Raw genomic sequence first — 25,065 nt, forward strand, 5'->3', positions numbered from 1 at the left:
GCGATGAAAGACAAGACCACCACCTCCGACACCGCGAGCAGCCGGCCCACGCCGGCCGCTCGCGGCGGGCGGCCCCGACGCCGCAAGCTCACCTTCGACCGGGTGACGTTCTTCCTCGCGTTCCTCGGTCTCCCGCTGGCCATCTTCGTGGTCTTCGTCCTGTACCCCTTCGGCCAGGCGATCTTCTGGGCGATGACCAACTGGCGCGGTTTCAGCCCGAACTACGATTTTGTCGGCCTCGACAACTTCACCAAGATGTTCCAGGACGACGTCTTCCTGAAGGCGCTGCGCAACGTCGCCCTGCTGGCGGCCTTCGTGCCCTTGGTGACGTTGACGCTCGCCCTCGGAGTCGCGGTGGCCATCACCTTGGGCGGGCCGAGCAAAGGGCCCGTCCGGGGGATCAAGGGCGCGTCGTTCTACCGGATTGTCTCGTTCTTCCCCTACGTCGTTCCGGCGATCATCGTCGGTCTGATCTGGGCGCAGATGTACGACCCGAACGCCGGCCTGGTCAACGGCATCCTCACGTCGCTCGGCCTGGACCACTTCAAGGAGTTCGCCTGGCTGGGCGAGCAGGCCACCGCGATGCCGGCCCTGATGTTCGTCATCGTCTGGGGGCTCGTCGGGTTCTACGCGGTGCTCTTCATCGCCGCCATCAAGGGAGTTCCCGCCGAGCTGTACGAGGCGGCCAGGATCGACGGAGCCGGCCGGTTCCGGATGACGATCTCGGTCACTCTGCCGGCGATTCGGGACAGCGTGCAGACGGCGTACGTCTATCTGGGTATCGCCGCCCTCGACGCGTTCGTCTACGTACAAGCCATGCTGCCGAACGGTGGGCCGAACAACTCGACCCTGACGATCAGCCAGCGGCTGTTCAACATCGCTTTCGCGAAGCAGCAGTTCGGACTCGCCACCGCGATGGGGGTCGTCCTCGCCGTCGTCACTCTGGTGTTCGCGGCTCTGGTGTTCGCCATCAACCGCCTGACCGGCGGTGGCGAGAGCGAGGGCGGTAAGAAAGCGCGTGGGTCCAAGGCTCGGCGTGCGGGAGCCATGGGAGGTGCCCAGTGAGCGTCATAGCCGCCGACCGGAAGCAGGCCAGTGAGCAGAAGCGGTCGAGCGACCAGAAGCTGACGAGAGCCGTCGCGGGCAGCGACCGCAGGTTCGCGGTGATCGCGCACGGCCTGCTGATCCTGTGGTCCGTGATCGTGATCCTGCCCATGCTGTGGGTACTGGTGTCGTCGTTCAAGACGACCAAGGAGATCCTGTCGTCGCCGTTCGCGCTGCCGGATCACTGGCAGTTCGACAACTACACACGCGCCTGGAGCGACGCGAGCATCGGGAAGTACTTCCTGAACTCGGTGATCGTCGTGGTCTGCGCACTGGTCCTGGTGATGCTGCTGGGCGCGATGTGCGCCTACATCCTGGCCCGGTTCCAGTTCCCGGGACGCCGGCTGATCTACTACGTGATGCTCGCCGGGCTGACTTTCCCCGTCTTCCTGGCGATCGTGCCGCTCTTCTTCCAGCTGCAGAACTTCGGGCTGCTCAACACGCGTCCTGGACTGATCCTCACCTACGTCGCGTTCGCGCTGCCGTTCACGATGTTCTTCCTCTACGCGTTCTTCCGGTCTCTGCCGCATGACGTGTACGAGGCCGCGCTGATCGACGGTGCCGGTGACTGGCGGGCGTTCTTCCAGGTGATGCTGCCCATGGCGCGGCCGGGCATGGCGGCGGTGGCGATCTTCAATTTCCTGGGCCTTTGGAACCAGTTCCTGCTGCCGGTGGCGCTCAACACCGACCAGAACAAGTGGGTGCTGACCCAGGGGATGGCCGCCTACGCGTCCTCGCAGGCCTACGGCATCGACTACGGTGCGCTGTTCGCGGCGATCGTGGTCACGGTGGTGCCCGTACTGATCGTGTACATCATCTTCCAGCGCCGGATCGCCGGTTCGGTGTCGCAGGGCACCTTCCGCTGACGCCCAGCGTCGCGTGACCGCTGCTTCACCCGTTGTGCACAGGGGTCCGGCCCCGGAGAGTCTCTCTCCGGGGCCGGACCCCTGTGCGTTCACGGTGTGGAACCGATTTCCGTCAAGGGCTTGACGCCACAGGTGCCTTCAGCGGAACTTGGGGTTCATAACTTGTACAAGGTCCGGTCGCTCTCCGTGTGTGACGCGGACCACAGGGGGGCGAAGGGGCTCCCCGGTCAACGGGACGAGGGTGTGGGTCAATGGAGACTCCGGGGTCGCAGTCGTCGCTGCACCGGGCCAATCTGGAGCGGGTCGTGCGCGCCGTGCGGCTCGCGGGTTCGCTCACGCAGGCGGAGATCGCGAGGACGACCGGCCTGTCCGCGGCCACGGTCTCCAATATCGTCCGCGAACTCAAGGACGGCGGCACGGTCGAGGTCACCCCCACCTCGGCGGGCGGCCGGCGGGCCCGCAGCGTCTCGCTCAGCGGTGACGCGGGCATCGTCATCGGCGTCGACTTCGGCCACACCCACCTGCGCGTGGCGATCGGCAACCTCGCCCACCAGGTGCTCGCCGAGGAGGCCGAGCCCCTCGATGTGGACGCCTCCGCGGCGCAGGGCTTCGACCGGGCCGAGGAGCTCGTCGAGCGGCTCGTGGCGGCCACCGGCGTGGACCGTACGAAGGTGGCGGGCGTCGGGCTCGGCGTACCGGGCCCCATCGACGTGGAGAGCGGCACGCTGGGCTCCACGTCGATCCTGCCGGGCTGGACAGGCACCAAGCCCGCCGAGGAGATGAGCAGGCGCCTCGGCGTGCCCGTGCACGTCGACAACGACGCCAATCTGGGCGCCCTCGGCGAGCTGGTCTGGGGCAGCGGGCGCGGGGTCAAGGACCTCGCGTACATCAAGGTCGCCAGCGGTGTCGGCGCCGGGCTCGTGATCGACGGGAAGATCTACCGGGGGCCCGGCGGGACCGCGGGCGAGATCGGGCACATCACGCTCGACGAGTCCGGCCCTGTCTGCCGCTGCGGCAACCGCGGCTGCCTGGAGACCTTCACCGCCGCCCGCTACGTGCTGCCGCTCCTGGAGTCCAGCCACGGCACCGGACTGACCATGGAGTCCGTCGTGCGGCGCGCGCGGGACGGCGACCCGGGGTGCCGGCGGGTGATCGCCGACGTGGGCCGTCACATCGGCAGTGGGGTCGCGAATCTCTGCAACCTGCTCAACCCCAGCCGGGTCGTCCTCGGAGGCGATCTGGCGGAGGCCGGAGAACTCGTCCTGGGGCCCATCAGGGAGTCCGTGGGGCGCTACGCGATCCCCAGCGCCGCCCGTCAACTGTCCGTCCTTCCAGGGGCGTTGGGCGGCCGCGCGGAGGTGCTCGGGGCGCTGGCCCTGGCGCTCAGCGAGATGGGCGATTCGACCCTTTTGGACGGATCTCTGTCCGTGGCGGCACCTGCCTTCACTTAGAGAACGCATGACACCGTTGCCATCTCGTTAAGGATTTACTCCTTGACGCCGGGGTTGCGGCCGAGTTGACTTCCCGCTACCTCGGCCGCAACGTCGCGGCCTCGTCAGGGAGGTTTCTGAAGTGAACACGCGTATGCGTCGTGCCGCCGTTGCGTTCTGTGCCACTGGTATGGCCGTCTCTCTCGCCGCTTGCGGCAGCGCCAAGGAGTCCGGCGACAAGGGCAGCGGCGACAAGGCGAGCCCCAAGAAGGGCGACGCCATCACCGTCGGCCTGCTGCTGCCGGAGAACCAGACCGCGCGCTACGAGAAGTTCGACAAGCCGATCATTGAGAAGCAGATTTCGACGCTGACCCATGGCAAGGGCAAGGTCGAGTACCTGAACGCCAAGCAGGACGCGACCGTCCAGTCCCAGCAGATCGACACGATGATCACCAAGAAGGTCGACGTGCTGATCCTGGACGCGGTCGACTTCAAGGCCGTCGCCGGCGGTGTGAAGAAGGCCAAGGACGCCGGCATCCCCGTCGTCGCGTACGACCGCCTGGCCGAGGGCCCGATCGAGGCCTACACCTCGTTCGACAACGAGGAGGTCGGCAAGACGCAGGGCGAGGCGCTCCTGAAGGCCATGGGCTCCAAGGCCACCAAGAGCAGCAAGATCGTCATGATGAACGGCGCGATCACCGACCCGAACGCCGCCTTCTTCAAGAAGGGCGCCCTCTCCGTGCTCAAGGACAAGGTGACCGTCGCCAAGTCCTACGACACCAAGGAGTGGAAGCCGGAGAACGCCAACCAGAACATGGAAGGCGCCATCTCCGCGATCGGCAAGGACAAGATCGCCGGCGTCTACTCCGCCAACGACGGCATGGCGGGCGGCATCATCACCGCTCTGAAGGCCGCGGGCCTGAGCAAGCTCCCGCCGGTCACCGGCCAGGACGCCGAGCTCGCGGGTGTGCAGCGGATCGTCACGGGCGACCAGAACATGAGCGTCTTCAAGTCGTACCCGCAGGAGGCCGAGACCGTCGCCAAGATGGCCGTCTCGATCGCCAAGACGGGCAAGCTCGACAGCTCCCTGGAGACCAGCACGGTCGACAGCGGCACCGAGAAGAGCATCCCCTCGGTGATCGTCCCGGTCGTCTCCCTGACCCAGGACAACATCAAGGACACGGTCATCAAGGAGGGTTACTACACCCTCGGTGAGATCTGCACGACCAAGTACAAGGCCGCCTGCGACAAGATCGGCCTGAACTAACCAGGCCGGAGTCGCCTTGCGGCAACTCCCTTGTCCTGCACGGGACGTGAGCGCACTTTGACGGAGCGCCCCGTGTGAGCACGTCCGGCGCCCCGCCGCCGACAGCCCCGCAAGCTCAACGGCGGGGCGCCGGACGGAACGACGTACGACAGCACCATCCCTGCACGTACGCACCCCCCTCTCAGTCTTTTCTGTTCAACCTCCCGCCGGGTCAGGCCTTTGGCGGCGAAGGAGATGGTTCACGTGTCCGCTACGCCCGTGCTGGCGTTGCGCGGAGTCTCCAAGCGATTCGGTGCCGTCCAGGCGCTCACCGATGTAGAGCTTGAGGTCCACGCCGGTGAGGTGGTCGCCCTGGTCGGCGACAACGGTGCCGGAAAGTCCACCCTTGTCAAGACGATCGCCGGCGTGCACCCCATCGATGACGGTGTCATCGAGTGGGACGGCAAGGCCGTCGCGGTCAACCGGCCGCACGACGCCCAGAACCTGGGCATCGCGACCGTCTACCAGGACCTCGCGCTGTGCGACAACATCGACGTCGTCGGCAACCTCTTCCTGGGCCGTGAGCTCAAGCGCCGCGGAATCCTCGACGAGGTCGAGATGGAGCGCCGTGCCAGGGAGCTGCTCGACACGCTGTCGATCCGCATCCCGAGCGTGCGCATCCCGATCGCCTCGCTCTCCGGCGGTCAGCGCCAGGTCGTGGCCATCGCCCGCTCCATGCTCGGCGAGCCCAAGCTGGTCATCCTCGACGAGCCGACGGCAGCCCTCGGCGTCGAGCAGACCGCGCAGGTCCTCGACCTCGTCGAGCGGCTGCGCGAGCGCGGCCACGCGGTCATCCTCATCAGCCACAACATGGCCGATGTGAAGGCCGTCGCCGACAAGGTCGCCGTCCTGCGGCTCGGCCGCAACAACGGCGTTTTCGAGGTCAAGACCACCTCGCAGGAAGAGATCATCTCCGCCATCACCGGCGCCACGGACAACGCCGTGACCCGTCGTGCGGCGCGCACCAACGCGGAGGCTCAGAAGTGAGCATCGAAAAGACCGACAAGCCGCAGGCCCCCGTGGACGCCCCGGCGGTCGCCGGCGACGCGAGTGTCGCCATCGACCCCCGCCTCCTCGTGCGCGAGCAGGGATTCGCGGGCTACATAGGCGAGTTCAAGCGCAAGATGCGCGCCGGTGACCTCGGCGCCACCCCGGTCGTCATCGGCCTGATCGTCATCTGCGCGATCTTCCAGAGCCTCAACTCGGCGTTCCTGGGCGCCGAGAACCTCAACAACATCTTCGTCGCCATGGTCGCGACGGGCATGATGTCGGTCGGCATCATCTTCGTGCTGCTGCTCGGCGAGATCGACCTGTCGGTGGGCTCCGTCTCGGGTGTCTCCGCGGCGATCACGGCGGTGATGAGCGTCACCCACGGCGTCAACGAGTGGCTCGCGGTCCTCACCGCCCTCGCCGCCGGTGCCGTCATCGGGGCCCTGCACGGCTTCTTCTTCGCCCGGATCGGCGCCCCCGCGTTCGCCGTGACCCTGGCCGGCCTGCTGTTCTGGAACGGCTTCATGCTCCAGATCCTCGGCTCCAACGGCACGATCAACATCGACAGCGACGGCGTGGTCGGCAAGCTCACCACGTACTACTTCCCGGACGTCGCGGCCGCCTACGGGCTCGCGATCGTCGCGGTTGCCGCGTACTTCCTGACGGCGTTCCTCGGCAACCGGCGCCGCGAGGCCGCCGGCATCCCGTCCCGCCCGATGAGCGAGCTCGTGCTGCGCACGGTGCTGCTCGCGATCGCGGCCTTCGCCGTGGCGATCATGTTCAACCAGTACAAGGGCCTGCCGCTCGCCGTGCTGCTGTTCGCGATCGTCCTGGTCGGCACCGACTTCGTGCTGCGCCGCACCTCGTACGGCCGCAAGATCTTCGCGCTCGGCGGCAGCGTCGAGGCGTCGCGCCGCGCCGGTATCAACGTCACGGCGGTCCGTGTCTCGGTCTTCGCCGTCGCGGGTCTGTTCGCGGCGGTCGGCGGCCTCTTCTGGGCCTCCAAGATCGCGGCGGCCAACCAGAGCGCCGGTTCCGGCGACCTCCTGATGAACGTCATCGCGGCGGCCGTCATCGGCGGCACCAGCCTCTTCGGCGGCCGGGGCCGCACCTGGAACGCCCTGCTCGGTGTCCTCGTGATCACGTCGATCCAGTACGGCCTGGCCCTCCAGGGCATCGCCACCCCGATCCAGTACATGATCACCGGCGGCGTGCTCCTCGCCACGGTCGTTATCGACTCGGTCACCCGCAAGACCCAGAAGTCGGCGGGCCGCGCCTAGGGTCTTTCGCCCCAGCGGCCCGTACCTCCCTGATTCTGTGCCCGGCGCCAATGACGACGCCGGGCACAGTCATGTCATGAGAGCGCTACGGAACGTGCGTACCCCTCGGGTACGGCCGATCGCGTGATGTACAACGCACAGCCCTGGCGCAGCGCGCCAAGGCGGAACATTAGACTCGACAGGCCCGGCAAAAGCTCGAACAGCTCTATCGCAAGGAGGCACGGGTGCCGCTGCTGACCCGCATCACGGGACCGCGCGATCTGGACCGGCTCAGCCTGGAACAGCTGGACCAGCTGGCCGGCGAGATCCGGACCTTCCTGGTCGACGCGGTATCCAAGACCGGCGGCCACCTCGGCCCCAACCTCGGCGTCGTCGAGCTCACCATCGCGCTGCACCGCGTGTTCGACTCGCCGAAGGACCGGGTGCTCTTCGACACCGGTCACCAGTCCTACGTGCACAAGCTGCTCACGGGCCGCCAGGACTTCGGCAAGCTGCGCACCAGGGGCGGCCTGTCCGGCTACCCCTCGCGCGCCGAGTCCGACCACGACGTGATCGAGAACTCGCACGCCTCCACGGTCCTCGGCTGGGCCGACGGCCTCGCCAAGGCGAACGAGGTGCGCGGCAAGGACGACCACGTCGTCGCCGTGATCGGCGACGGAGCCCTCACCGGCGGCATGGCCTGGGAGGCCCTGAACAACATCGCGGCCGCCAAGGACCGCCCCCTCGTGATCGTCGTCAACGACAACGAGCGCTCGTACGCCCCCACCATCGGCGGCCTCGCCAACCACCTGGCCACCCTGCGCACCACGGACGGCTACGAGCGGTTCCTGGCCCGCGGCAAGGACCTCCTGGAGCGCACGCCGGTCGTCGGCAGGCCGCTCTACGAGACCCTGCACGGCGCGAAGAAGGGCCTCAAGGACTTCATCGCCCCGCAGGGCATGTTCGAGGACCTCGGTCTGAAGTACGTCGGCCCCATCGACGGCCACGACATCGAGGCCCTGGAGTCGGCCCTGGCCCGCGCCAAGCGGTTCGGCGGACCGGTCATCGTGCACTGCCTCACCGAGAAGGGCCGCGGCTACAAGCCCGCCGAGCAGGACGAGGCCGACCGCTTCCACGGCATCGGCCCGATCCACCCGGACACCGGCCTGCCCATCAAGGCCTCGGCCGCCAGCTGGACGTCCGTCTTCGGCGACGAGATGGTCAAGCTCGGCCACGACCGCGAGGACATCGTCGCGATCACCGCCGCGATGCTCCAGCCCGTCGGCCTGAAGAAGTTCGCCGACGCGTTCCCGGACCGCATCTACGACGTCGGCATCGCCGAGCAGCACGCCGCCACCTCGGCCGCGGGTCTCGCCACCGGCGGGGTGCACCCGGTCTTCGCGGTCTACGCGACGTTCCTCAACCGCGCCTTCGATCAGGTCCTCATGGACGTCGCGCTGCACAAGTGCGGTGTCACCTTCGTCCTGGACCGGGCCGGCGTCACGGGCGACGACGGCGCCTCGCACAACGGCATGTGGGACATGTCCATGCTCCAGGTCGTCCCCGGCCTGCGCCTGGCCGCCCCGCGCGACGCCGAGCAGCTGCGCGCCCAGCTGCGCGAGGCCGTCGAGGTGGACGACGCGCCGACCGTCGTCCGCTACTCGAAGGGCGTTGTCGGACCCGCGGTTCCGGCCGTCGGCAAGGTCGGCGCCATGGACGTGCTGCGCAGGCCGTCCGCGGCCAAGCCGGACGTCCTGCTGGTCTCCGTCGGGGCGCTCGCCCCGATGTGCCTGGAGATCGCCGGCCTCCTCGACAAGCAGGGCATCACCACGACCGTCGTCGACCCGCGCTGGGTCAAGCCGGTCGACGAGGCGCTCGCGCCGCTCGCCGAGCAGCACCGCGTCGTCGTCACCGTCGAGGACAACTCCCGTGTGGGAGGCGTCGGTTCGGCGATCGCGCAGGCCCTGCGCGACGCGGGTGTCGACGTACCGCTGCGTGACTTCGGCATCCCGCCGCGCTTCCTCGACCACGCCTCGCGCAAGGAGGTCATGGCCGAGATCGGTCTCACGGCCCCCGACATCGCGCGTCAGGTCACCGGTCTGGTCGCCAAGCTGGACGGCCGCTTCGAGCGCGCGACGGCCACCGACGCGGTCAGCCCCGCGCGGGACTGACCCCCACAGGCTGCTCCATGGGCCGGTCCCACCACCCCGCAAGGGTGGTGGGACCGGCCCATTCGCGTGAACGCGCCCGCGCCGGGGCATACGGAGCAAAAGCCCCCTCGATCATGTCGAGGACGACAATGCGTGGGAGGTACGACCGTGAGCAGCACCCTCTTCAGGACGAAGAAGGTCGAACAGTCGATCTTGGACACTGAGGAGCCGGAGCACGCACTCAAGAAGTCGCTGTCCGCTCTCGACCTCACCGTCTTCGGTGTGGGTGTCATCATCGGCACCGGCATCTTCGTCCTCACCGGCAAGGTCGCCAAGGAGAACGCGGGCCCCTCGGTGGCCCTGGCCTTCGTCGTGGCCGGCGTCGTCTGCGGTCTTGCCGCGCTGTGCTACGCGGAGTTCGCGTCCACCGTCCCGGTCGCCGGATCCGCGTACACCTTCTCTTACGCGTCACTCGGCGAACTCCCCGCCTGGATCATCGGCTGGGACCTGGTGCTCGAGTTCGCGCTCGGCACGGCGGTGGTCGCCGTCGGCTGGTCGGGCTATGTGCGCTCGCTGCTGGACAACGCCGGCTGGCATCTGCCCGAATCGCTGAGCGGGCGGGACGGGGCCACGGGGTTCGGCTTCGACATCCTCGCCGCCGCCCTGGTCCTGGTGCTCACCGTCATCCTCGTCCTCGGGATGAAGCTCTCCGCCCGCGTCACCACGGTCGTCGTCGCCATCAAGGTGGCCGTCGTCCTCATCGTGATCATCGCGGGGGCCTTCTTCATCACGGCCGACAACTACAAGCCCTTCATCCCGAAGGCGCAGCCGCAGGAGGCGGGCAGCAGCATCCAGTCCCCGCTCGTGCAGCTGATGTTCGGCTACACGCCCACCGACTTCGGCGTCATGGGCATCTTCACCGCCGCCTCCGTCGTCTTCTTCGCCTTCATCGGCTTCGACGTCGTGGCCACCGCAGCCGAGGAGACGAAGAACCCGCAGCGGGACATGCCGCGCGGCATCCTGGGCTCCCTCCTCATCTGCACGACGCTCTACGTGGCAGTGTCGATCGTCGTCACGGGCATGCAGAAGTACAGCGAGCTGTCCATCGACGCCCCGCTCGCCGACGCCTTCAAGGCGACCGGGCACCCCTGGTACGCGGGTGTCATCAGCTTCGGCGCCGCGGTCGGCCTGACGACGGTCTGCCTGATCCTCCTCCTCGGCCAGACCCGGGTGTTCTTCGCGATGAGCCGTGACGGGCTGCTGCCCCGCTTCTTCTCCGTGGTCCACCCGAGGTTCAGGACCCCGTACCGGCCGACCATCCTGCTCGGCGTGATCATCGCGATCCTGGCCGGGTTCACCAGCCTCAGCGAGCTCGCGGAACTGGTGAACATCGGCACGCTCTTCGCGTTCGTCGTCGTCGCGCTCGGCGTCGTCATCCTGCGCCGCACCCGCCCCGACCTGCCCCGCGCCTTCCGCACCCCCCTGGTGCCGTTCATCCCGATCCTGTCGGTGCTCGCGTCCCTGTGGCTGATGCTGAACCTGCCTGCGGAGACCTGGATCCGTTTCGGTATCTGGATGGTGCTCGGCTTCATCGTGTACTTCGTGTACGGGCGCTCGCACAGCCGGCTGGGGCGGCAGGAGGAGGAGGCGGGCCGGAAGTAGGGGGCGACGGCGCCCGTGGCGGCCTGACGCCCGGTCAGCCGCCCTGCGCCGGGGACTTCTTGGCGGACTCGGGGATCTCGCCACCCGTGCGGATCGCCTTCCACAGCTGCGTGGCCTGGGGCTCGGCGGCCACCACGCGGTTGGGGTCCGCGGTGTCGTACCGCACCGGCAGCATGATCGTCTCCATGGTGGCCGGGTCGACGCCCTGCATGCTGCGGCTGAACTCGGCCAGTGACTTCAGCGACGCGAGGTCGGAGTCGGTGGTCAGCGACGAGGTGAGGCTGTCCGCGATCTTGAACGTCTTCGTCGGGCTGCCCAGCAGATCCTGCTTCTTGACCTCGCTGAGCAGCGCGATCATGAACTGCTGCTGGAGGCCGATGCGTCCGAGGTCGCTGCCGTCGCCGATGCCGTGCCGGGTCCGAACGAAGGCCAGCGACTGGGTGCCGTTCAACTTGTGGGTGCCCGCGCCCAGTTCGAGGCCGCTGGACTTGTCGTGGATCGGCTTGTCGACGGTCACGGTGACGCCGCCTATCGCGTCGACGAGTCCCTTGAACCCGGAGAAGTCGATCTCCATGAAGTGGTCCATGCGCACTCCGGACATGTCCTCGACGGTCTTGACCACACAGGCCGGACCGGCGAGCGAGTACACGGAGTTGAACATCACGCGCTTCGCCGAGGGGATCTTGGAGCCGTCCGACTTGGTGCACTCGGGGCGGGTCACCAGGGTGTCCCGGGGGATGCTGACGGCGGTGGCCCGCGTGCGGCCCTCGGGTATGTGCATCACCAGCGCGGTGTCGGAGCGGGCGCCCGCGACCTTGCCGGTGCCCAGGTCCGCGTTGTCCCCGGCGCGCGAGTCCGAGCCGAGGACCAGGATGTTCTGACCGCTGGTCGGGAGCTTCTCGGGACGGTCGTCGCCGATCGCCTTGTCGAGGTCGACCCCGCTGATGTTGCCGTTGAGATCGCTGTACAGCCAGTAACCCGTGCCGCCGGCGATGAGCGCGAGGACGAGCAGGGACAGGAGCACGATCCTGCCGGTGCGGCGCTTCTTCGGAGCCTTGCGGCTGCGCTTGCCGGGCGAGCTCCGGCGGGACGGCGGCACAGCGGTGCTCAGGTCATGGCTCATCGCGGGGTGTCCTCGCAACTAGTGCCCGATGGGCAGGGGCAGCAGACAGACCCCGGAGAACCGGGTCTGTGCCGCGCGGCTGACGCTTGGTTGGGACTGAACTATAGACATGTACTCGAAAACTCTTATGAGTGAAGTGCCCGGTTGGTCAGGGGAGCTGGGGCCGCGCGGTGCCGTCCTGGAGCCCTCCCGAACTCGTCGGAATGGCTGTCACCTGTGACTTTTGCCGTGCCGGCGGAACAGGGGGACGGCCATTCGTACAGGCATATGATGTGTCGAATTCTGGAATGGTCTGTGAACGCCGGGCTCGGCGCGGGAGGGGACGGCACACATGCGCGGTAGAGGTGCGCAGACGGTGGACCGGCGGACCCGATCCGGCGTCGACGTCGAGGAGCGGCCCCGGGCGGCATCTGCGGCGGCGGCGGCCACGGGGTCGTGGCTGCTGCGGGGGAACGACGACCGCCTCGCGGTGTACGCGCTTGTCGACGGCGGCGTGAACCGCTGGACGGAGACCGCCGTCGGGAGCGGGCGCTGGGCCCGGCCGGACTTCTTCCCCGTCGCAGGACTGACCGCCCTCACCGTCGCCCAGGGCGCGAACCGCTATGTGCACTTCCTCGGACGCAGGGAGAAGCGGCAGAGCGGCGGCGCCGCGAAGGTCGACCTGCTCTACGCCGTGCAGTACCAGTCGGGACGGACGCTGGGGGACTGGCGTTCCCTGGGCAACCCGTACCGCGAAGCGAGGGACGCGGCGACGCTCGGCGACCCGGCCGCCGCTGTCGACGGACAGGGCACGGTCCATGTCTTCGTCTCGGGTGGCGCCGGCGGCGTCATGGTGCGCCGGGAGTCCAAGAGCGGGGCGTGGGAGGCGTGGCAGGACCTGCGCGGTGGTGAGGTCGTGGGCGGGCTCGCCGCCGCGGCGACCTCTGCCGGACCGGTCGAACTCCTCGCGGCGGGGCGCAGGTCGGTGATGCGCTGGGTGCAGATGGAGCAGGGTGCGGACCTGCGCCGTGCGCAGGACCTGATGCCTGCCCCGGTGCCCGGTTCGGCCGCGCTCCTGGAGACCGGCCCCGGGGTCTTCACCGCGTACTGGAGTGAGCAGAGCGGGACGGGCGTCTACGCGCAGCGGCCCGGCGAGTGGGCTTTCCCCGTGGGCGGAGCCCCGGGAGAGGGACCCCATTCCACGCTCCGCGCATTCATCGACGGTTACGACTGCACGGTCCTGGCCCACCAGGGGCACACGGGAACGGCCGTGCTCGGCGTCTGCGGCACCGGTGGCGAATCCGCCGGACTGTGGTGGACCGACACGGGGGTGACTTGTGCCGGCGCTCCCGCTCTGGCGCTGGACGGGCGGGGGCGGGTCGTCATGGCGACGGTCGCGACGGACGGCAGCGTTCTGGTGAGCCGGCAGCGTCCGGAGCCCGGGCTCACCCTGTCCGACTGGGACCGCCTGCCCGACAATTGAGCCCTCCTTTACACCAAATTCCACTGCATGGCTAGACCTCAAAAAGGTTGTACTGGCCTAAAGTGATGATCCTCACTCGCCATGTCACGCTTTGTTGAAGCCTTGACCTGTAATTTAGGTAAAGGCCGCGTGAGAGTTCGGTGAATGCCCGGTAAGCGGGTCGTCGCGGTGGCGCAAGTGCCATGAGCCCGGGGGACGGGCTGCAAGCTGGGGACGGTGGTTGCCTCGTGGGTGGGTCGGACAACCCTGAATCCGGTGCGCTGGTTTCGGCGTACCGGTCCACGGTGCCGGTCGGTGCCAGGCAGCGCATCGTCCGCGGTGTACCGACCCCGGTCCGCAAGGCCGTGAAGTCCTCGCTCAATGTGGCCGACACCGTCCGTTCCGCGACAGTCGTCTGGGCCATGGGGGGCAAGCGCAGGGCGCCCCGCCACAGCGCCGCCTACAGCCGGCGCGTCGTCCGTGTCGGGCGCCGCCACATGCGCGCGCTGACGGTCGCCGGCGCCACGGACTGGGCGGCTCGGGCCCGCAACCTGAACATCGTCGTCTCGGTCCTGGACGCGGCGGGCATCGACTACTTCTGCGTGCGGGGTACGGCCAACGGGCTGCCCGCCGTGGCCATCCCCTCCACGTCCCGCCCGGCCGCCGAGGAAGTGCTCCAGCTGGCCTTTGCGCAGGCCCCTGGCTATGTCGGTCCGGCCGGCGGCGACGAGGCACGGATGGAGCCCGGCGACGAGGAGCGGTCGTGGCGGGCGCTGCGCAAGAACAAGGTGCTGCGGGTCGCGTGGTACGTGTGCGACCCGACGCAGCAGCTCGTCTTCGGCGCGGACGCCGGCTGCGACCTCGAAGTGTGGGCCGAGCGTGACGGGGAGTTGAGGGCTCCCCGCCCCAACCGGGTCATCGACGCCGTCCCGGTGGACGCCCCCCGCAAGTCGGCTCCCCAGCGCCTCTTCAGCCCCATCCCTCCCGCGTACCACACGGGCGATGCCCGCACGCTGCCCGAGTTCGCCGTGCAGCTCCCCGAGGACCACCAGTTCCCCATCGACGTCGTCTACACCTGGGTCGACGACTCGGACCCCGTCTGGCGGGCGCAGCGTGACCGGATGCGCCAGGGGTTCTCCGGGGACGAGTTGCACGAGCAGGCGGCGAACGACGCGCGGTACACCAGCCGTGACGAGTTGCGCTATTCGCTGCGGTCGCTCCATCAGAACGCGCCCTGGGTGCGCAACGTCTACCTCGTGACGGCGGGGCAGGTCCCGTCCTGGCTCAACGCGCGGCACCCGAACCTCCGGGTCGTGGACCACCGGGAGATCTTCTCCGACCCCGCCGCCCTGCCCACGTTCAACTCCCATGCCATCGAGAGCCAGCTGCACCACATCCCCGGGCTCTCGGAGTGCTTCCTCTACCTGAACGACGACGTGTTCTTCGGGCGGCCGGTGACGCCCGCGCATTTCTTCCACCCGAACGGCATCACCAAATTCTTCACGTCGCCCGCACTGATACCCGGCGGCGGAATCGCCTCGACCGATCTTCCCGTCAACGCCGCCGGGAAGAACAGCCGTTGGCTCATCGCGCAGAAATTCGGCACCGCCATTTCCCAGAAGATGAAGCACACACCGCACGCGCTGCGCGGAAGTGTGCTCCAGGAGATCGAGGAGACCTTCACCGAGGAGTACGCCGCGACCCAGCAGTCGCGCTTCCGCTCTCCGGGTGACGTCCCGATCGCCTCGTCGCTGCACCACTACTTCGCCTACCACTCCGCGCGGGCGACCGTGGGTGACATCCAGTACCGGTACATCGACCTCTCGGCCGACCTCGCCGAGCGGCGCCTGAACACGCTCCTCGCCAACCGGAACATGGACACCTTCTGCCTCAACGACACGGTCGAATCCGCCGATCCCGAGCGGCAGAAGGAAATGCTGGCGAGTTTCCTCGACGCGTACTTCCCGGTGCCCAGCCCTTACGAGGTCCCGGAACACGTGAACATTCTCGAACAGAGCGCGGATCTCGACGAACTCGTGAAGGCCTCCGACCGATGAGATCTCCGTCCCCCGTCGCACCGTCTGCGAATGGGTCCTGCCGAGCATGAATTCCTATGACGTCACGCTGGTCGTGCCGGTCTACAACGTGGAGCAGTACCTCCAGGAGTGCCTGGACTCCATCGCGGCGCAGACCGTCTTCGAGCGCTGCGAGGTCATCCTCGTCGACAACGGCAGCAGCGACGGTTCGTACCGGCTCTGCGCGGACTTCGCCCTTCGGCATGCCAATGTGACGGTGCTCGTGCGCCACGGGGGCGGCGCCGGAGCGGCGCGCAACCTCGGGATGGACCGTGCGACCGGTGCGCGCATCACGTTCTGCGACTCCGACGACGTGCTGCCGCCCACCTCCCTCGAACGCATGCTGGACGCCTCGCTCACCACCGGCGCGCAGGTCGTCGTGGGCGCGATGGAGACGTTCCCCAAGCCGACCCGCTGGGCCTGGAAGGACCACTTCGGAAAGGGCGACCGGACGTTCGCGAGCGTTGCCGAGGCGCCCGAACTGGTGCACAGCGCGAGCGCCTGCAACAAGCTCTTCGACCTGTCCTATCTGCGCACTCACCGCATCCGCTTCGCGGAGGGCGTCCACTTCGAGGACGCCTACGTCGGCGTCACCGCCCTCGTTCTCGCCACCCGTCTCGCCCTGGTCGACACGTGCGTCTACAAGTACCGCAAGCGCGCCGCGGGGAACTCGACCATGGACGCCATCTGGACCCGGCGGCAGAACTACTGGGACCACCTTCAGCTGGTGGAGTATCTGCACGGACTGGGAGCGTCCGTCCCCGCACCGTCCCGGGCCGTGCTCGATCTCTTCCTCGTACGGAGTTATCAGGGCTTCGCGCTGCGGGCGCCCGACCTCTTCCAGGGGGCGGAGCTGGAGGAGATCTACGCCCGGTGCCGCGCCGTCTACTGGAACGTCACTCCCGACGTGGTCGTCGCGGCCACGGCCGACGGTCGCCACCGGGTGGCCTACCACGCGTTCATCACCGGGGACTTCGGCCTCTTCGCCGACCGGGCGGCCAGGCTGCACAGGCTCTCGGTGCGCGACGGCCGGCCCTACTTCGCCGACGCGGTGCCGGACGGGCTGTCGTCGCTGGTCGAAGCAACGCCCTTCACCGCCCATGTGGAGCACGTCCGCCGCCTGCCCGGCACCAGGATGCTGCGCATCTCCGGCAGGTTCGAGGTCTGCGGGATGCCGTTGGTCCGGCCGCTGCCCGGTCGGCTCGGCCTGCGCGTGCGGGGGAGCCGCCTCAGCGCGCCCGCCACGCAGGTCCGCCGGCGCGACATGAAGAACCTCCGGCCCGACACGGAGTGGGGCGGCTTCACCGCCGACCTGCCCCTCGACGCCCTGCGCCCGGGCGTGCACGATCTCGAATTCGTCCTAGACGCCGAGGGCGGCCAGACGGTCACCCCGTGCCTGGTCGCCGCGGGCTTCCTGCGGGGGGCACGCGTCGTACGGCACCGGGGGACGAGGGTGGTGCCGCACTGGCGGGGGAGCAACCGGGCGATCCTCATGGTCGTCGGCTCCTCGCGCGGGCTCGCCCAGCGCATCCGCGGCGGCCTGCTCGCCAAGGACGCCAAGCACGTGCTGCGCAGACGGCCGTTCTGGAAGCAGCGGCTGGCCCGCCTGCTCACGAAACCACTGTTCCTCGGCAGGGACATCCGGCTGTTCGGCGAGCGCGGAGACACCGCGCAGGACAACGGCTGGCACCTCTTCCGCCACGAGCGCACCGCCGGGAAGCGCCGCGGGGCGTACTACGTCATCCGGGCCGGCAGCCCCGACCGTACGCACTTGGCGGGCCTCGGGCATGTCGTCGCGCACAGCTCCTGGAAGCACAAGCTGCTGATGCTGCACGCGTCCGCACTGATCAACGCGTACGACATCGACACCTACATGCTCCCCGACGGCTGGGACCGGACCCGCTATCTCAAGCACCTGAACTGGCGGGTGGGCGCCCGCCGGGTGTTCCTCCAGCACGGTGTGACGGACAAGGACGTCAGCAAGGGCCTGCACCGCAACCGCACGGGCGTCGACCTCATTCTCGCGGTGAGCCGGCACGAGGGAGAGTTCCTGTCGGCCGAACTCGGCTACGAGGGGCAGGTGGCGGTCACCGGCTTCCCGCGCTTCGACGCGCTGGTACCCGACCGCGGCGGGCGCCGCATCCTGTTCATGCCGACATGGCGCGCCTACCTGACCGTCCCCTCGTACAGCCGTGACGGCGGTGGCGGCGAGGCGAAGCGAGCCATGCAGGACCGGTTCCTCGCCTCCAGCTACCGGGACTTCATGGTCCGCTTCCTGAACGACCCGAATCTCCTGGCCGCCCTGGAACGGTACGACTACACCCTGGACTTCCTGCCGCACTACGAAATGCGCGCGGTGGTGGGCGAGATGGCGCCGGACCACGAGCGGGTCCGCATCATCGACCAGAACGAGATCAGCGTGCAGGACGCCATGCGCCGATGCGATCTCTTCCTCACCGACTGGTCTTCCACCGCCTTCGACGTCGCCTACCTCGGAACTCCCCTTGTCTATGCGCAGTTCGACGCCGAGGAGTACTGGGACGGGCATTACCGAAAAGGGTATTTCGACGCCCACCGTGACGGCTTCGGACCGGTCGGGGAAACCGTCGAGGACGTGGTGGGAGAAGTGATGCGCTACGTGCAGCGCGGATGCGAAAGAGAACCTGAATACCTGCGCAGGGTCGAGAAGTTCTTCGAGCACCATGACCAGCAGAACAACGTGAGGGCGTCGGAAGCGATCGAACGTCTCATTCGGGGGTTGAATCATTGATGTGGCGTGTCAGGAGGAAGTATGTCCCAAGCCAGCCGTGACGTGACCGTCGTCGTGCCGTTCCGCGATGTCCAGAATTTCTTCTCCGAATTCCTGGCCTCGGTGGCAGCGCAGACGGCTTTCTCGCGTGCACACGTAATACTCGTCGATAACGGCAGCACCGATCACTCGGTAGGTATCGCGAGTGAGTTCGCCGGTCTGTATCCCAACGTCGACCTGGTCGCGCAGCCGCACGGAAGAGCCGGCGATGCGCGGAACATGGGTATGGACATGGCTGCGACGCCGTACATCGTCTTCTGGGACGCCGACGACATCGTGCCCGAGCGGTCCCTGGAAGTTCTGCGGAACACCATCATCAAGACCAGGGCCACCGTCGTCGTGGGCCGCGAGAAGCATGTCCCGAAGCCGGTCAAGGCGCCGTGGCACAAGTACTTCGGCAAGAACGTCAAGACGGTGGACAGCGTTGTCGACATCCCCGACCTGATCCACTCGGCGTCCTGCTGGAACAAGATCTTCGACCTCGACCTGCTGCGCTCCCAGGGCATCCGGTTCGGCACCGCCACCGCCTTCGAGGACGCCTACGTCTCGATCCCCGCGCTGCTCCTGGCCGAGCGCATCTCGCTGGTCGACGCCCCCGTCTACGAGTACCGCAGGCGCGGGGACGGCACGTCCGTCATGGACACCCTCTGGGATCTCCCGCAGAACTACGCCGACCAGCTGGTGATGCTGGAGTACCTCGCGGCGATGCGTGAGCAGCTGACGCCGTACCAGCAGGAGACGCTGGAGCGGTTCCTCATCCGCAGCATGCAGGGATTCCTGCTGAGGGCCCCGCGGGTCCTCGGCGAATCCGAGTGCCGGCAGCTCTTCGAAAGGTGCCGCGCCCTGTACTGGGGCATCACCTCGGAGTCCTTCGTCCGCAGCACGAACGACACCCGGCACCGGATTCCCTATCTCGCGCTGCACTTCGGGGACTTCGACCTCTTCCACCGCCCGGCCGCCGTCCTCGGCCCGGTCTTCGGCCGTGAGGCGGACCTCTACGTCGACTACCCGGGCACGTCCTGGGCGCTGCCGCTCATGAAGGTCACGTCGGTTCCGGCCCGCATCGAGGGAATCTCCGCCGGCGACGGCGGGAGCGCGGTCGTCCACGGGCGGTTCTCGGTGAACGGGATTCCCGACGAACTGCTGGAGAAGATCGAACTGCAGGTCTGGTTCGAGCGGAGCGGCAAGACCCTTCCGGCGGTGAACCACGGGCAGGTCCACGACCAGGCCGGTCAGGGGGGAGCCGTCTTCAGCGTCACCCTCGACCCCCGGGAGTTCCCGGCCGGCGCCTTCCCCGTACGGCTCGTGCTGTGCACCCGGGGCAGGAACGTCTCGCGACCGTGCGGTGTGTCGCCGGGCGTTGTCCAGCAGCCCCCGGTGACCGGTTTCCACGGCCTCACGCGCATCGCCGCCGAGGGCTCGGACGCCCGGCTCGTCATCGAGTCCACGCAAGCCTGATCAACATCCGCTCCAGAGATGGGGTATTCGGCAGAAAACAGGAGTCATAAGTGTTCGATCCCGTCTACGACGTCGCCGTCGTCGTCCCCATCTTCAATGTGGAGAGATATCTCCAGGAGTGCCTGGACTCGCTGGCGCGCCAGACGATATTCGACCGCTGCCAGGTGATTCTCGTCGACAACGGCAGCAGCGACAGCTCGCCTGCCATCGCCGCGGGATTCGCCGCCCAGCATCAGAACGTATGGGCGTTCGTCCACCCCACGGGGAAGGCCGGCGGCGCCCGTAACGCGGGAATGGACCTGGTCAGTTCCCGGTACATCACGTTCTGCGACTCCGACGACGTACTGCCCGAGGACGCCCTCGAAGTCATGTGGCGGACCGCGGTGAAGGAGCGCGTGCCGCTCACCATCGGTCGCATGGAGACGTTCCCGGAGGCGACCAACTGGCCATGGCTCCGCTATTTCGGGGCGAATGTCCAGGTGCATCCCGGAATCGAGAACATTCCGGAGATGATTCACGGCGGAAGCGCCTGTCACAAACTCTTCGACGTCGAGTTCATCCGTGCGAACAACATCCGGTTCCGCGAAGGCGTGCACTTCGAGGACGCGTTCTTCTCGGTTCCCGCCATGCTGCTCGCGGACCGCATCGCGATGGTGCCCAGCACGGTCTACCAGTACCGCAAGCGCGCCGCCGAGGACTCCACGATGGACAAGCTGTGGGAGCGCAAGGCGAACTACTGGGACCACCTCCTGCTGGAGGAGTACCTGATGACGCTCCGCCCCCGCCTCTCCGGCCACCGGCAGGAGGTCCTCAACCGGTTCCTGGTGCGCAGCTACCAGGGCTTCGCCTTGCGCGCGCCGCAGGTCATGGAGGAGCAGGAGCTGTTCCAGCTCTTCACGCGGGCCCGCGCCGTCTACACCCAGCTGACGCCCGACGCGGTCATGACGTCCACCCACGACACCCGCCACCGGGTCCCGTTCCTCGCGATGTACATGAACTGGTTCGAGTTGTTCGCCCGACCGGAGCAGGCGATCACCGGTGTGTACGGGCGGGCCGGTGACCTCTACCTGGACCTCTCGGTGCCGAGCGCGCTGCTCCCGCTGACCAAGGTCTCCTCCACCAGCGTGCACGTGGAACGCATCCAGGAGGACCCCGACTCCGACGGGATCGTCGTGGCCGGCCGCTTTGTGCTCAACGGACTGCCGATGAACCGGCCCATGCGCAACCCCATGCAGCTGTGGCCGGAGACGAGCGGCCAGATGGTGACCGCGCGGCAGGTGTGGCGCAGCGACCTGAAGGCGACCCGTGACGATCTCGAATGGGGCGGATTCGAGGCGGTGGTCCCCGTACGGGCCATCAAGGACGGCGAGTTCCCGCTGAAGTTGGTGTTCTGCACCTCCGGCCGCGACGTCTCACGCCCGTGCATGACCACCACCGCGATGCTGCGCAGCGCCCGAGGGATGAACGTCGGGGGCCGATGGGTCCTGCCGATGTCGAAGGGCAAGGACAACGCCGTTCTGCTCGTCCGGGAGGTGCAGGGCAAGGGAAGGGGAGCTGACAAGGGCTGGGAGGAGTTCCTCCAGGGCATGGACGAGGACCAGAAGAAGCGCAAGGCGCCCTTCTGGCGGGCTCGCGCCATCCGGCGCGCCACGCTCAGGTTCTTCCGCCGCAAGGAGATCTGGCTGATCGCCGAGCGCAGGGACACCGCACAGGACAACAGCCTGCACCTGTTCACGTACCTGCGTACGCACGAGCGCCGCCGCAAGGCGTACTACGTCATCGACAAGGGAAGCGCGGACCGGGCCAAGCTGAAGCGCCTGGGCAACGTGGTGGCCCACAGCTCGTGGAAGCACAAGCTGCTGATGCTGCACGCGTCGCTGCTGATCAACGCCTATGACATCGACTCGTACATGCTCCCCGACGGCTGGGACCGCGGGCAGTACCTCAAGCACCTCAACTGGCGCGTGGGCGCCAAGCGGGTCTTCCTCCAGCACGGAGTCACCGACGAGGACGGCAGCAAGGCCCTGCACCGCAACAGGACCGGCGTGGACCTGGTGTTCGCCACCAGCGACCGGGAAGCCCAGTACTTCTCCGAGCACATGCACTACGGCGAGCAGGCCAAGGCGCTCGGCTTCCCGCGCTTCGACGCGCTCCAGCCGGACCGCGGCGGCCGCCGCATCCTCCTCATGCCCACCTGGCGCAAGTACCTGACCATTCCCTCCTACCTCCAGCAGGAGGGCGCCGACCAGGACGCCGTCAACGAGATCTTCCGCGAGTCGGCCTACCGGGACTTCGTGGTACGGCTGCTGCGCGACCCGAAGCTCATGGAGGCGCTGGAGTACTACGACTACACGCTCGACTTCCTGCCGCACTACGAGATGCGGAACATGATCGACGGAGTCGTGCCGGACCACCCCCGGGTACAGCGCCTGGACCAGACGAAGGTCAGCGTCCAGACGGCCCTGCGCCAGTGCGACCTGTTCATCACGGACTGGTCCTCGGTCCACTTCGACATGGCCTACCTCGGCACGCCGCTCGTCTACGCCCGGTTCGACCCGGACGAGTACTGGGCGAAGCACGCCAGGAAGGGCTACTTCGAGGCGGAGCACGACGGGTTCGGGCCGGTGTGCGGCAATGTCGACGAGGTCGTGACCGAAGTGATCCGCTACCTCGGCAACGGGTGCGCGCGCGAGCCGGAGTACGACCGCAGGGCGCGGGCGTTCTTCGCCTTCGAGGACCGCGACAACTGCGCCCGCGCGACGGCCGCGATCGCGGAGCTCGCGGCGTCGGAGGGGTAGGGCGCGCTGCGGCGCGCGTGTCTCACCCGGGCCGCACCGTCCGCGGCCCGACGCACGTGGCGCCCGACTCGCCCACGCGGCGGCGCAGTTCACGGTCGGCGGTCACCACGGTGCACGGCCTTCCGGCGGCGGCGACCAGTTCCACGATGTGGTCGTCGCCGCTCCCCGCCGCCGATTCGACCCGTACGCCCGGCACCGACTCCACACCGCGCGCCGCGCCCTCCACGACGAGCACGATGTCGACGCCCTCGCGCTCGGCGTAGGTCACCAGGCTGTCCCGCAGGCGTTCGGCCGCGCCCCGTCGGTCGCGCCACCAGCCGTCGGGGACCGAACCGACGACATTGGCGCCGTCGACGATCAGGAGCATGGTCATGAGGTCCCGCCCTTCTCCCACGCGGCGGTGACCCGCCGCATCGCCTCCACGGCGCGCGCCGTGCGCGGGGCGTCCGTGCGCAGCGCGTTGGCGAACTCGACGTGCAGGAACGGCACATGCTCGGCGGCCGCCTTCGCGCCCTGCACATTGGTGTGCCCCTCGAGTGGACAGGAGCGTACCCAGGCGCGGCACACGTCGAAGTCCCGCGCACGCAGTTCGTCGGCGAGTAGCCGGCCATCGGCGCGGCCCTCCCGGCCCCGCCCCGTCGACGCGATCACGTCGCGACCTGGCGCCGAGTCGTCGGCGAAGCCATGGATCTGGAGTCCGGGGAGTCCGTGCTCCGCGAGCTCGTCGCAGAATGCGTCGAAAACGCTGTCCCGGCGGTGCGCGACGTCCGCAGCGTCACCCGTGCCAGCTTTGCGATGTGCACCAGCAATGACGAGGACGCCGCCATGGCCGCCGCGCAGGACGCCCACCGCGAGCCGCTCGGTGTTGCGGTCGGCGACCGGGTGCGGGACCTGCACGGACCAGCGTGCGGGGGAGCCGGTCTCCATGTATACGCGCCCCCAGCCGCGAGGCGCGCGGCCCTGCTCGGTGCGGTCGGCGATCTCCGCGTACCGCCGCCCGGTGGAGCTGTCCGTGACGGTGTCCAGCGAGAGGTCGATGCCGGACAGGCGCTCCTTTGCCTGGTCCGCGTGGCCGGCGAGCAGCAGCCGGAGACCGCTCGCGGCCGTGCGCCGCTCATTCCGTGTCGGGGGCCGGTAGCCGGTTCCGGGTGTGAAGCGCGCGGTGTAGTCCGTGATCCGGGTCAACAGGTCGACGCCTGTTCGGCCGACGGGCCGTGCGCCGGGGCCGCGGCCGTCCGCGGGCTCGTCCCGGTGCGTGATCCCGGCCACGAGCGCGGTCGCAACGACCGCTGCGATCAGCAGGATTGTTGCAATCGTTACCGTCTTCGTCCTGTTCGTCCTCATGCTTGTATAAAGATAGCCCGGTGAAGAGACGCCCCTCCCGCCGGTCGCTGTCCGGCATAGCCCTGTCCGCGCTGCTCGCGGGAACCGCGGCCTGTGGCCCCTTCGGCTCGGACGACGGCAAGGCGGCCGCGGACGGCCCCTCGTTCACCGTCGCGGCGGCCGGAGACATCCTCATCCACCCGCAGCTCACCGAACAGGCGCGCAAGGACGCCAAGGTGACTGGCCAGGGCGAGAAGGGCCTCGACTTCGACCCGATCATGGCCGGGATCAAGCCCGTGATCAGCAGGGCGGACCTGGCGATCTGTCATTTCGAGCCGGTGGCGGGCAAGCCCGAGGGGCCGTTCGAGAGCTTCCCCGCGTTCATCGTGCCGCCGCAGATCACCACGACGATCAAGAAGATCGGCTACGACACCTGCTCCACGGCGTCCAACCACACGCTCGACCACGGCGCGGCAGGAGTGAAGAACACGCTCGACGCCCTGGACAAGGCGGGCGTGCGGCACACGGGTTCGGCCCGCAGCGCGGCCGAGGCGAACAAGCCGAACATCATCGACGTCAAGGGCGTCAAGGTGGCCCAACTGTCCTTCGCCGGCGGGTTCAACGGCAACAAGATCCCCGAGGACAAGCCGTGGCTCGTCAACCAGACGTCGATCAGGCAGATCAAGGCGGCGGAGCGGCGGGCCAGGGACGCCGGCGCCGAGGTCGTCATCCTGAGCATCCACTGGGGCCGTGAGCACCAGCCCACCCCCAACGCCGTCCAGCTCGACCTGGCCCGGCGCATCGCGAAGCAGACGGGCATCAACCTCGTGATCGGCCACCACGCCCACGTGGTCCAGCCGATGGAGAAGATCGGTGACACCTGGGTCGCGTACGGGCTCGGAAATCAGATCGCCCGCCACGAGGTGCCCAGCGGCCTGTCCGAGGAGGGCGTCACCGGCTGGTTCGAGTTCACCAAGCGCGGCGGCGAGTGGGACGTCCGGGCCAAGTACGTGCCGACGTTCATCGAGATCCCGCCGGACCCGGACGCGACCGGGGCCGTGCCCGAGGGGTCCGTCAAGGAGCACCGGCTCGTGGACGCCGCGGCCGCGCTGCGCGACGGCAAGGGGCTGAGTGCCCAGCAGCGGGCCCGCTACCGCCTGGCCTTCGAGCGCACCCAGGGCACGCTCCTCAACCGTGGCGCGGGCGAGGACGGTCTGGAACCCCTGGAGCCGCTTCCGTAGCGCACGGCACCAAACCGTGTTCTGCGTCAC

The 25,065-nt window shown here is 68.4% G+C and carries 17 protein-coding genes; 14 read left to right on the forward strand and 3 right to left on the reverse strand.

Features of this window, described 5'->3' with window-relative positions; genetic code table 11:
• Nucleotides 1-3 precede the first annotated feature (3 nt).
• The 8 genes from ACWFR4_RS26005 to ACWFR4_RS26040 all read left to right on the forward strand — a co-directional run bounded on the left by ACWFR4_RS26005 (nt 4) and on the right by ACWFR4_RS26040 (nt 10,767).
• A complete protein-coding gene (locus ACWFR4_RS26005; protein WP_227297901.1) occupies nt 4-1,065 on the forward strand; it encodes a carbohydrate ABC transporter permease in 1,062 nt (353 codons plus the stop codon).
• On the forward strand, nt 1,062-1,970 hold the full coding sequence (locus tag ACWFR4_RS26010) for a carbohydrate ABC transporter permease (protein WP_453468281.1): 909 nt from the start codon (nt 1,062-1,064) through the stop codon (nt 1,968-1,970). Before ACWFR4_RS26005 ends, ACWFR4_RS26010 begins: the two co-directional genes overlap by 4 nt.
• 251 nt (nt 1,971-2,221) lie before the next feature.
• A complete protein-coding gene (locus ACWFR4_RS26015) occupies nt 2,222-3,421 on the forward strand; it encodes an ROK family transcriptional regulator (protein WP_453654766.1) in 1,200 nt (399 codons plus the stop codon).
• 133 nt (nt 3,422-3,554) lie between these two features.
• On the forward strand, nt 3,555-4,667 hold the full coding sequence (locus ACWFR4_RS26020; protein WP_453461770.1) for a sugar ABC transporter substrate-binding protein: 1,113 nt from the start codon (nt 3,555-3,557) through the stop codon (nt 4,665-4,667).
• Nucleotides 4,668-4,901: 234 nt separating this feature from the next.
• The gene (locus ACWFR4_RS26025) at nt 4,902-5,693 is read left to right on the forward strand and encodes an ATP-binding cassette domain-containing protein (protein ID WP_453461762.1); all 792 of its coding nucleotides are present in this window, start codon (nt 4,902-4,904) and stop codon (nt 5,691-5,693) included.
• On the forward strand, nt 5,690-6,976 hold the full coding sequence (locus ACWFR4_RS26030; protein ID WP_453461759.1) for a sugar ABC transporter permease: 1,287 nt from the start codon (nt 5,690-5,692) through the stop codon (nt 6,974-6,976). The genes ACWFR4_RS26025 and ACWFR4_RS26030 overlap by 4 nt, the downstream gene beginning before the upstream one ends.
• 224 nt (nt 6,977-7,200) lie before the next feature.
• Nucleotides 7,201-9,126 (forward strand): 1-deoxy-D-xylulose-5-phosphate synthase, encoded by a 1,926-nt coding sequence (gene dxs / locus ACWFR4_RS26035; RefSeq protein ID WP_453461757.1) that lies wholly within the window; start codon nt 7,201-7,203, stop codon nt 9,124-9,126.
• Nucleotides 9,127-9,273: 147 nt separating this feature from the next.
• A complete protein-coding gene (locus ACWFR4_RS26040; RefSeq protein ID WP_453654768.1) occupies nt 9,274-10,767 on the forward strand; it encodes an amino acid permease in 1,494 nt (497 codons plus the stop codon).
• A 34-nt stretch (nt 10,768-10,801) separates the two neighbouring features.
• Here ACWFR4_RS26040 and ACWFR4_RS26045 read toward each other — a convergent pair whose 3' ends face one another.
• Nucleotides 10,802-11,890, reverse strand: coding sequence for an LCP family protein (locus ACWFR4_RS26045; RefSeq protein WP_453461753.1), 1,089 nt, complete (start codon nt 11,888-11,890; stop codon nt 10,802-10,804).
• Between the two features lie 331 nt (nt 11,891-12,221).
• Here ACWFR4_RS26045 and ACWFR4_RS26050 point away from each other — a divergent pair, with 331 nt between their 5' ends.
• From ACWFR4_RS26050 to ACWFR4_RS26070, 5 genes are all read left to right on the forward strand, one after another.
• The gene (locus tag ACWFR4_RS26050) at nt 12,222-13,352 is read left to right on the forward strand and encodes a hypothetical protein (protein WP_453654770.1); all 1,131 of its coding nucleotides are present in this window, start codon (nt 12,222-12,224) and stop codon (nt 13,350-13,352) included.
• 182 nt (nt 13,353-13,534) lie between these two features.
• Nucleotides 13,535-15,388, forward strand: coding sequence for a stealth family protein (locus ACWFR4_RS26055; protein ID WP_453654772.1), 1,854 nt, complete (start codon nt 13,535-13,537; stop codon nt 15,386-15,388).
• A 46-nt stretch (nt 15,389-15,434) separates the two neighbouring features.
• Nucleotides 15,435-18,176: a bifunctional glycosyltransferase/CDP-glycerol:glycerophosphate glycerophosphotransferase gene (locus ACWFR4_RS26060; RefSeq protein ID WP_453654774.1), complete on the forward strand. Its 2,742-nt coding sequence runs from the start codon at nt 15,435-15,437 to the stop codon at nt 18,174-18,176.
• Nucleotides 18,177-18,197: 21 nt separating this feature from the next.
• Nucleotides 18,198-19,673, forward strand: coding sequence for a glycosyltransferase family 2 protein (locus ACWFR4_RS26065; protein ID WP_453654776.1), 1,476 nt, complete (start codon nt 18,198-18,200; stop codon nt 19,671-19,673).
• Nucleotides 19,674-19,723: 50 nt separating this feature from the next.
• A complete protein-coding gene (locus ACWFR4_RS26070; RefSeq protein WP_453654778.1) occupies nt 19,724-22,471 on the forward strand; it encodes a bifunctional glycosyltransferase/CDP-glycerol:glycerophosphate glycerophosphotransferase in 2,748 nt (915 codons plus the stop codon).
• A 22-nt stretch (nt 22,472-22,493) separates the two neighbouring features.
• On the opposite strand, the gene ACWFR4_RS26075 is transcribed toward ACWFR4_RS26070, so the two are convergent.
• Both ACWFR4_RS26075 and ACWFR4_RS26080 read right to left on the reverse strand, forming a co-directional pair.
• Nucleotides 22,494-22,844 carry an NYN domain-containing protein gene (locus ACWFR4_RS26075; protein ID WP_453654780.1) on the reverse strand — a complete coding sequence of 117 codons (351 nt, stop codon included), beginning with the start codon at nt 22,842-22,844 and terminating at the stop codon, nt 22,494-22,496.
• The gene (locus ACWFR4_RS26080; protein ID WP_453654782.1) at nt 22,841-23,815 is read right to left on the reverse strand and encodes a hypothetical protein; all 975 of its coding nucleotides are present in this window, start codon (nt 23,813-23,815) and stop codon (nt 22,841-22,843) included. The genes ACWFR4_RS26075 and ACWFR4_RS26080 overlap by 4 nt, the downstream gene beginning before the upstream one ends.
• 20 nt (nt 23,816-23,835) lie before the next feature.
• Here ACWFR4_RS26080 and ACWFR4_RS26085 point away from each other — a divergent pair, with 20 nt between their 5' ends.
• The gene (locus ACWFR4_RS26085; RefSeq protein WP_453654784.1) at nt 23,836-25,035 is read left to right on the forward strand and encodes a CapA family protein; all 1,200 of its coding nucleotides are present in this window, start codon (nt 23,836-23,838) and stop codon (nt 25,033-25,035) included.
• Nucleotides 25,036-25,065 lie beyond the last annotated feature (30 nt).

The sequence above is a fragment of the Streptomyces sp. NPDC055140 genome (assembly GCF_053607285.1).